Genomic DNA, 1,128 nt, shown 5'->3' on the forward strand with positions numbered 1-1,128 from the left:
CATCGACGGCCAGGAGATCATTGCAAGGGAGTAGCAGCGATTTTTCCTTCTCCCTTGTGGGAGAAGGTGGATCGGCGCGCAGCGCCGAGACGGATGAGGGGTGCTCCAGCCGAGTGAGACGTTCGCTTTCCCTGGAGCACCCCTCATCCGTCGCCTTCGGCGACACCTTCTCCCACAAGGGGAGAAGGTAAGCACTCCACCGCCCTCTTGCCTCCTGCCCTCCCCCGGTGTACCCAATCTCCCAACTCGAACTCTGGAAAGGGGGGCTGCGTGTTTATCGATCACCATCGTCAGCGTGGCCCGATTTGCGCCCTGCGAGCTTGCTTGCAGGGCTGACCGGACGGTCCGGGTTTTTCCCGTTTCGATTTTTGGTCTGCCCTTCGTGGTGCCGCTAAGCTGATCCGTTGATCAGCCGGCGCACCGTCAAAGTGCATTGAGCCGCTAGAGCATGATCCCGAAAAGTGGGAACCGGTTTTCGGGAAAGATCATGCTCCAACAAAGTGTCGGCAAGACCAGAGAAATCGAATGGCCTTGATCAGCCTCAAATCCCTCGGCGTCACCATGAGTGCGCCGCTCTTCTCCAACCTCGACCTCACCATCGGCGCCGGCGACCGGTTGGGCATCGTCGCGGCCAATGGCCGTGGCAAATCCACGCTTCTCAAATGCCTGGCCGGCAAGCTCGAGCCCACCACCGGCGATCTCACCTGGTCGCGCGGCCTGCGCGTCGGCCATGTCGAGCAATCCGTTCCCGACGCGCTGCTCGGCCGCAGCTTCCATGACGTCGTCGTCGACGCCTTGCCGGCCGAGCAGCGCGACAGCGAGTTGTGGCGCGTCGACGTGGTTCTCGACTCGCTCGACGTGCCGGAAGACATGCGCAGCCGGCCGATGCGCGCGTTGAGCGGCGGCTGGCAGCGGCTGGCGCTGATCGCCCGCGTCTGGGTCACCGATCCGGACGTGCTCCTGCTCGACGAACCGACCAATCATCTCGACCTCGCCAGGATCAGCCAGCTGGAGGACTGGCTGAACGGGCTGCCGCGCGAGGTGCCTGTGATTATCGCCAGCCACGATCGCGCTTTCCTCGACGCCACCACCAACCGCACGCTGTTCCTGCGTCCCGAAGCCTCGCCG

General features: G+C 63.7%; 1 protein-coding gene. It reads left to right on the forward strand.

The features are described from left to right. Nucleotides 1-525 precede the first annotated feature (525 nt). A partial coding sequence (locus EOA23_RS34975; RefSeq protein WP_145966618.1) for an ATP-binding cassette domain-containing protein occupies nucleotides 526-1,128 on the forward strand: 603 nt, incomplete at its 3' end.

The sequence above is a fragment of the Mesorhizobium sp. M2A.F.Ca.ET.042.01.1.1 genome, from assembly GCF_003997405.1.
Lineage (GTDB): Bacteria > Pseudomonadota > Alphaproteobacteria > Rhizobiales > Rhizobiaceae > Mesorhizobium.